This window comes from Exiguobacterium sp. s46 (assembly GCF_018618875.1).
GTDB lineage: Bacteria > Bacillota > Bacilli > Exiguobacteriales > Exiguobacteriaceae > Exiguobacterium_A > Exiguobacterium_A abrahamii.
This window is the reverse complement of the sequence record NZ_JACSMY010000008.1, coordinates 1-7931: the sequence shown is the minus strand read 5'-3', so window position 1 is coordinate 7931 and position 7931 is coordinate 1. Positions and strand designations below refer to the sequence as shown.

At 47.9% G+C, this 7931-nt stretch carries 6 protein-coding genes, 2 tRNA genes and 1 other annotated feature; of the genes, 1 reads left to right on the top strand and 7 read right to left on the bottom strand.

Annotated elements, in window-relative coordinates; genetic code table 11:
- Window position 1: 1 nt before the first annotated feature.
- The 6 genes from KNQ08_RS16560 to pdxS all read right to left on the bottom strand — a co-directional run bounded on the left by KNQ08_RS16560 (window position 2) and on the right by pdxS (window position 4703).
- Window positions 2-89, bottom strand: a tRNA-Ser gene (locus tag KNQ08_RS16560).
- A 40-nt stretch (window positions 90-129) separates the two neighbouring features.
- Window positions 130-220: transfer RNA gene (locus tag KNQ08_RS16555), tRNA-Ser, on the bottom strand.
- Window positions 221-357: 137 nt separating this feature from the next.
- Entirely contained in the window at window positions 358-1635 is a 1278-nt protein-coding gene (gene serS / locus KNQ08_RS16550; protein ID WP_050679050.1) for a serine--tRNA ligase, read from the bottom strand.
- A 61-nt stretch (window positions 1636-1696) separates the two neighbouring features.
- Window positions 1697-1904: a binding site (T-box leader), on the bottom strand.
- A 12-nt stretch (window positions 1905-1916) separates the two neighbouring features.
- Window positions 1917-3152 (bottom strand): D-alanyl-D-alanine carboxypeptidase family protein, encoded by a 1236-nt coding sequence (locus KNQ08_RS16545; protein ID WP_214806331.1) that lies wholly within the window; start codon window positions 3150-3152, stop codon window positions 1917-1919.
- Window positions 3153-3243: 91 nt separating this feature from the next.
- A complete protein-coding gene (gene pdxT, locus KNQ08_RS16540; RefSeq protein ID WP_214806330.1) occupies window positions 3244-3822 on the bottom strand; it encodes a pyridoxal 5'-phosphate synthase glutaminase subunit PdxT in 579 nt (192 codons plus the stop codon).
- Window positions 3816-4703 (bottom strand): pyridoxal 5'-phosphate synthase lyase subunit PdxS, encoded by an 888-nt coding sequence (gene pdxS, locus KNQ08_RS16535; protein WP_023469872.1) that lies wholly within the window; start codon window positions 4701-4703, stop codon window positions 3816-3818. Before pdxS ends, pdxT begins: the two co-directional genes overlap by 7 nt.
- Before the next feature lie 122 nt (window positions 4704-4825).
- Here pdxS and pdxR point away from each other — a divergent pair, with 122 nt between their 5' ends.
- Window positions 4826-6223, top strand: a complete 1398-nt coding sequence (gene pdxR, locus KNQ08_RS16530; protein ID WP_353049233.1) for a MocR-like pyridoxine biosynthesis transcription factor PdxR — start codon at window positions 4826-4828, stop codon at window positions 6221-6223.
- 42 nt (window positions 6224-6265) lie between these two features.
- Here pdxR and guaB read toward each other — a convergent pair whose 3' ends face one another.
- Window positions 6266-7732, bottom strand: a complete 1467-nt coding sequence (gene guaB, locus KNQ08_RS16525) for an IMP dehydrogenase (protein WP_029343029.1) — start codon at window positions 7730-7732, stop codon at window positions 6266-6268.
- Window positions 7733-7931 lie beyond the last annotated feature (199 nt).

Sequence of the window (7931 nt, the reverse complement as noted above, 5' to 3'; positions counted from 1 at the left end):
GAGGAGGCGGTGGGATTCGAACCCACGCACGGCTTTCGCCGCCTGACGGTTTTCAAGACCGTTCTCTTAAACCACTTGAGTACGCCTCCAAGCTATAAAACGTGCATGTCGTTGTCAAAAAAATAAAAATGGAGGAGGCGGTGGGATTCGAACCCACGCACGGCTTTCGCCGCCTGACGGTTTTCAAGACCGTTCTCTTAAACCACTTGAGTACGCCTCCGTACTTCTTACAAGATCAATGATGACCTGTCTGTTTTCCTGACATTAATTATGATAGCATCTGCCTTTTAACGTGTAAAGACCTTTTCTAAAAAAACTTTTTAAAATACAGAAAGGGGGATTACTCCCCCTTCTGACTTAAGCTTGAATCACTTCAAGACCACCCATGTATGGACGAAGCACTTCTGGAATAACAACTGATCCATCCGCTTGCTGGTAGTTCTCTAAGATCGCAGCAACTGTCCGACCGACTGCAAGGGCAGAACCGTTTAACGTGTGAACGAATTCTGGTTTTGCGTTCGCTTCGCGGCGGAAACGAATCTGCGCCCGGCGTGCTTGGAAATCTTCAAAGTTTGAACAAGAAGAGATTTCACGGTAGACGCCTTGGCTTGGCATCCAGACCTCGATGTCGTATTTCTTCGCAGCCGTGAATCCGAGATCAGCTGTACACATGCTCAATACTTGATACGGAAGTTTTAGCTTTTTCAAGACTGTTTCCGCTTGTCCTGTTAACAATTCGAGCTGCTCGTAAGATTCTTCTGGTTTGACGAAACGAACGAGTTCAACTTTATTGAATTGGTGCTGACGGATCAAACCGCGTGTATCGCGTCCGGCAGAACCAGCTTCTGAACGGAAACATTGGCTATATGCCGCATAGCCGATCGGTAACTGATCTGCTGTTAGGATTTCTTCACGGTGCATGTTCGTCACCGGAACTTCTGCTGTCGGTACGAGGAAGTAGTTCGTCTCTTCAATCTTAAAGGCATCCTCTTCGAACTTCGGCAATTGTCCTGTTCCTGTCATAGAGTCACGGTTGACCATGAGTGGTGGCAAGATTTCTGTGTAGCCATGCTGATCTTGGTGAAGATCCATCATGAAGTTGATCAATGCCCGCTCAAGACGTGCCCCCGCTCCGCGGTAAAAGACGAAACGGCTACCTGTTACTTTTCCGGCACGCTCGACATCGACGATTTTTAATTGCTCCATCAAATCCCAGTGCGGGACCGCTTCGAAGTCAAACGCTGGTTTGTCACCGACTTCACGTAAGACGACGTTATCGTCTTCAGAAGAACCGACCGGTACGCTGTCATGTGGAATGTTTGGAATACCGAGGAGCAGTTGGTTCAATGTCGCTTCAACATCGCGTAACTCGTCGTCAAGCGTCTTGATCTCGTCTCCAACACTACGCATCGCAGCGATCGCTTCATCCGCATTTTCTTTATTGCGCTTCAGTTCAGCGATTTTTTTCGTTGCTTCATTTCGTTCTGCTTTCAATACTTCTGTCCGCGCAATTAGTTCTCGGCGTTTCTCATCAAGTGCGAGGAAACGGTTCATGTCCGTCAAGTCCTCTCCTCGGTGCGCTAACTTTTCTTGAATGGCGTCAAAATCTTGGCGTAATCGTTTAATATCAATCATCTGTAATTCCTCCTTTATGTCATAAAAAAAGGCGACTCGTCTCTTTCCGGTATTCCTACCGAAAAGGGACGAATCACCTGGATCCGCGTTGCCACCCTCATTGCTAGACACATCTAGCCAACTTAAGACGCGATAACGGGCGTACCCGCACCTTGTTCGCAAGGTGTGCGATCCGGCTCGATTCAATCCATCGATCTGACTAGTTCACACCACCCACTAGCTCTCTTAACAGTATCGATACATCTACTTGGTCCGTTCATAGCATCTTTATGAGATTAGTCTTACTTTACACCATCGCCTTGGAAGTTGACAAGAGTCGATTGTTGAATCGCTTGTTCAATTTGCTTCGACCACGCTGTCCAAGCACGGACGAGACGTGTCGGAACACTCGCAAGTGGAACCGCAGTTGCGCTATATAAATTCACGCGGGGTGTCTCAAATCCTGGTAGATAGATCCCATCGTCCGCGACCTGCACCGTCCCAACGACTTCTTGTTTCGTTACGGGAGCCGTTGTTTTGGAGAAGTCGAACCGTGGTTCCCGCGTCTCCGCTTGTTTTAAGACCGTAACGTATAACGAACCGTCCGTGACGACGTCTAGCTTTCGGACGGTTGCCCCTTTAATCGGAAGAACGTCTTTGATCCGTTCCCCTTTTCCGTAATACGTCAATGGCTCAAACGTCGCAAAACCATAGTCGAGTAGCTTTTTCGTTTCCTTGAAACGGGCTTGATCGGAATCCGTTCGCATGACGACCGTGACAAGCGTCATATTATCCCGCGTCGTCACACTAGCGAAGCAATAACCGGCTAAATCAGTCGTTCCGGTCTTCATCCCCCGCATGCCGGCATATGCGAATTTTTCCTTCGTCAGCATCTTATTCGAGTTATTTAATACCTCTCCATCAAGTTTCATCTGTGTTTTGTTCGTCACATCCAGTGCATCCGGGTAATCCTTGATGTAGCGAATGACGAGTAAGGCGATATCGGTCGCTGTCATCAAATTCGTTCCTGGAAGGGTTGCATCGACAGCATCTAGACCAGAGGCATTCGCATACTCCGTGTCGTTCATTCCGAACTGTTTTGCTGTCTCATTCATCTTTTCAACGAACGTCGCTTCTGAACCGGCGACAGTTTCGGCTAGCATGACTGCTGCATCATTGGCCGATTTGATGAACGCCGCATTATACATCTCGCGAACCGTGTATGTTTTAGCTTTAACTGGAACACGCGCGATTCCGGACGTCTTCGCAAGCTTTAACACTTTTGCACTCGGCGTGATTTTTTGGTCCCACGTCAGTTTTTTCAATTCGATTTGTCGTCTGACGAGGTAGAGCGTCATCAGCTTCGTCATCGAAGCAGGGGGCAACGAAACATCCGCTTCCGATTGAAGGAGGATTTTTCCTGTGACCGCATCGGCCATTATGTAAGACTCTGCTTGAATCGAAGGTGCTGCTTGTCCCGCTGTAGGAAATCCTACGACTAGGAGCACACTTAAACAGAGTAGTAAAATTCGTTTCATCGTGTCTCTCCTTCACTCAATCATTCGTTTTACGAATAGTGTAGCACAAAAGAAGCACCTGACAGTAGAACCTGTCAGATGCTTCCACGCTTTATGAACGGACGGACTGCCGCTGTTTGATTTTTTGTAAAAAATAGCGATGCAAGCGATCGTCCTCTGTCAATTCAGGGTGAAACGAACACGCGAGGTGTAATGATGTCTCGACGGCAACGATCTGGTCTTCGACTTTCGCAATCACTCGTGTTCCTTCCCCAACAGACAGAATCAATGGCGCTCGAATGAACACTGCTTCGATCGGCTCTTCAATTCCTTCAACCGGTAGCAATCCTTCAAATGAATCGATTTGTCGACCGAAGGCATTTCGACGGACCGTCATCGAAATCGCGTTGAGATGACTCTGACCTGCTTCGACAGCGGTTGCGAGTAGAATCATTCCAGCACATGTTCCGAACATCGGTAACGTCGTCGCTTTTTCCCGAAGCGGTTCCAGTAATTCATAGCGTTCGATCAATCGACGCATCGCGGTCGATTCGCCTCCTGGTAAGACGAGTCCATCGAGTCCATCGAGATCGCTCACTTGTTTGACGAGAACGACATCGACACCAAGATCTTCAAGTTGCTGTCGATGTTCACGGACCGCACCTTGAACATCAAGAATACCAATTACCATCCGCGTGTCGCCATCCGTTCCTCAAACGGCATCGATGTGACATCGATTCCTTTCATTGCTGTTCCGAGTCCTTTGGATAAAGACGCGATCCGTTCAAAATCATCTTTGTACGTAACGGCTTCGACAATCGCTCGAGCGACACGTTCTGGGTGTTCTGATTTAAAGATCCCCGATCCGACGAAGACACCATCTGCCCCTAGGTGCATCATGAGTGCGGCATCAGCTGGTGTCGCGACTCCACCGGCTGCAAAGTTGACGACCGGTAGACGTCCCTGTGTCCGAATATCACGTAATACTTCGTACGGAGCACCCCATTCTTTCGCAAATGTCATCAATTCATCTGGACTGACATGTAAAATCTGATTCAATTGTGCTTGAATTTGTCGCATATGGCGAACAGCTTCGACGACGTTCCCAGTCCCAGGCTCGCCTTTCGTCCGAATCATCGCTGCTCCTTCTGCGATGCGACGAGCGGCTTCCCCAAGATCACGTGCGCCACAGACGAACGGCACAGTGAACTCTGACTTCAGTAAATGATATTGTTCATCTGCCGGAGTCAGGACCTCACTCTCATCGATGAAATCGACCCCCATCGATTCGAGAACACGTGCTTCGACGATATGACCAATCCGGCATTTTGCCATGACGGGAATTGAGACCGCTCCGAGTACTTCTTCCGTAATCAACGGATCTGCCATTCGTGCGACGCCTCCGTCACGACGAATATCAGACGGAACACGTTCAAGTGCCATGACTGCAACAGCACCTGCTGCTTCCGCAATCTTCGCTTGTTCCGCATTGACGACATCCATGATGACGCCACCCTTTTGCATTTCAGCCATTCCACGTTTGACACGATCCGTTCCTTGTTGACGTTCCATATCCATTCCCCCTTGGTTGACTTTCACTCCTTTAGTATACGGAACGTTGACACTTTTAAAAGTATCAGTTTATGATGATTTCAACAGGTCAGTTTACAAAGAAGGAGTCAGACGAGATGGACATGCTATCATTTCAACTCACGCGCAACCAGGAAAAACCACTTTATGAACAGCTTTATCAACAGATCCGAAATGAAATCATTGCCGGTCGTTTAGCATACGGCACGAAATTACCATCCAAACGAAAACTCGGTCAATTTTTGAACTTAAGTCAAACGACGATTGAGCTTGCTTACCAACAACTCGTCGCAGAAGGATATGTCGAATCCATCTCACGTAAAGGTTACTTCGTTCTTGCCTATGAGGAACTCGCTTACGTCAAAACTTCACCCGTCATCGAACCACGTGTGACTAAAGAAAAACCGATCATCACGTATGATTTTCATCCAAGTAAGATTGAAGGGATCTCTTTCCCGTTCGCCCGTTGGCGAAAGTATGCCAAAGATATCATCGATACCGATCACCACCTACTTGTCTCACTCGGTCATCCACAAGGCGATCTAGCGTTACGCGAAGAGATTGCGACCTATCTTTATCATTCTCGTGGTGTCGTCTGTTCTCCTGAACAAATCGTCGTCGGTTCAGGTGTCGAGCAATTGTTGCCGCTCGTCCTCTTCTTACTGGGACGCGACGTCACGTACGGTATCGAGGATCCCGGTTATCATACGACACGCCTATTACTTGAAAATCATGAACGCATGATTGAACCGATTCGTGTTGATGCGAATGGATTACGGATTGATCACTTACAGGAATCAAACGTCGATGTCATGTATGTCACACCGGCACATCAATTTCCGTCCGGTAGCATCTTATCCGTCAACCGAAGACATCAGTTGTTAAACTGGGCGGCGATGGATCCAACCCGTTTTATCATCGAAGACGACTATGATAGCGAATTCCGCTACAGCGGTAAATCGATCCCATCTTTACACAACATGGACAGCAATCGTGTCATTTACATGAGTACTTTCTCAAAATCACTCATGCCTTCCCTACGAATCGGTTATATGGTCTTACCCGAAGTCTTACGCGCTCGGTATCAAACAGAACTATCACACTATACCTGTAGTGTCTCGCGCTTCGATCAAACGATCTTGACGCGCTTCATGAAAGAGGGCGACTTTGAACGACATCTCAACCGGATGCGTAAAGTCTATCGTCGCAAGCTCGACGTCTTAATCCAATCACTTCGCCGGATTCCTGCCTTACGATTGACCGGCGAAAGTGCGGGACTCCATGTCGTTGTTTCCGTAGCGAACGGGATGACGGAGCCGGAGCTAGTAAAGCGGGCACAACAACAAGGCATCCAAGTATATGGTCTTTCTCAATATGCCCAGTTACCGCTTCTCTCCGATACGCCTCAAATCGTACTTGGATTTGCGAGTCTCTCTGAGCAAGAGTTGATGGAAGGATTACGATTGTTGATGGACGCGTGGGATTTGCATAAATCATCATGAAAAAAGCCTCGCCTTTCTACTAGAGAAAGACGAGGCTTTTGTTTACTGACGTGTATAGTTCGATGCTTCTTTTGTAATTTGAATATCGTGCGGGTGGCTCTCTTGCAAGCCAGCTCCCGTCATACGGATGAACTGTGTCTCTTCACGCAATTCTTCTAACGTTGCAGCGCCACAGTATCCCATACCTGAACGAATACCACCAACGAGTTGGTACACCGAATCGCCGAGTTTACCACGGTAAGCGACACGTCCTTCGATTCCTTCTGGAACGAACTTCTTGTCTGCTTCTTGGAAGTAACGATCTTGGCTACCGCGTTTCATCGATGCTTCAGAACCCATACCACGGTACGTCTTGAATTGACGTCCTTGGTAGATTTCCATCTCACCTGGGCTCTCTTCTACTCCTGCAAGTAAGCTTCCGAGCATGACAGCGTGACCGCCAGCAGCAAGTGCTTTTACGATATCGCCAGAATACTTGATGCCACCGTCAGCGATGATCGAGACACCATGTTTCCGTGCTTCTGTCGCACAATCGAAGACGGCTGTGATTTGTGGTACACCGACGCCTGCGACAACACGTGTCGTACAGATCGAACCAGGTCCGATACCAACTTTGATGACAGATGCACCGGCTTCAATCAAATCGCGTGTTGCTTCTGCCGTCGCAACGTTACCCGCAATGATTGGTAAGTTTGGATATTCTTCACGAAGTTCACGTACTTTGAGAAGAACACCTTCTGAGTGACCGTGTGCCGTATCGACGACGAGTGCATCGACACCTGCATCGACAAGGAACTTCGCGCGCGTCGAAGCGTCTTTCGTTACGCCGACAGCTGCTGCGACGAGTAAACGTCCGAACTGATCTTTCGCAGCATGTGGATACTGTTCGACTTTTTCGATATCCTTTGTCGTGATTAACCCTTTTAATACACCGTTCTCATCAACGAGTGGTAACTTTTCGATGCGATGTTTGTGGAGAATCTGTTCTGCTTCAGCAAGGGACGTACCAACTTTTGCTGTCACGAGTTCTTCTGTCGTCATCACCGTTTCAATGACAGTCGAGTAATCCTTGACGAAACGAAGATCACGGTTCGTCAAAATCCCTACTAATTTACGCTCTGTTTCGTTATTAACGATTGGAACACCAGAGATGCGGTACTTACTCATCAAATACTCAGCATCGTAAACTTGACGCTCTGGCGTCAAATAGAACGGATTCGTGATGACACCATTTTCAGAACGTTTGACGCGATCGACATGTTCTGCTTGTTCTTCCATTGACATATTCTTATGAATGACACCAAGACCACCTTGACGTGCCATTGCGATTGCCATCGGTGCTTCTGTGACGGTATCCATCCCAGCACTGATCAACGGAATATTAAGTGTGATCCCTTCACATAGCGTGACAGATAAATCAACGTCGCGCGGCAAGACACTCGAACGACGGGGTACGAGTAAGACGTCATCAAACGTCAAACCCTCTTTAGCAAATTTGTTCTCCCACATGTTATCCACTCGCTTTCTCTTTTATAAAAGAATATTGATGTTATGGTAACAAGCAGAGGGTGTCATGTCAATGACTCGACCAATAATCAGAACAGTCTGAAGTTTCACATAACACAAAAAGACCGACCTGCAATCTGCAGATCGGTCAAGTGCCTGGCAACGTCCTATCCTCACAGGGGGAAGCCCCCAACTACTTTCG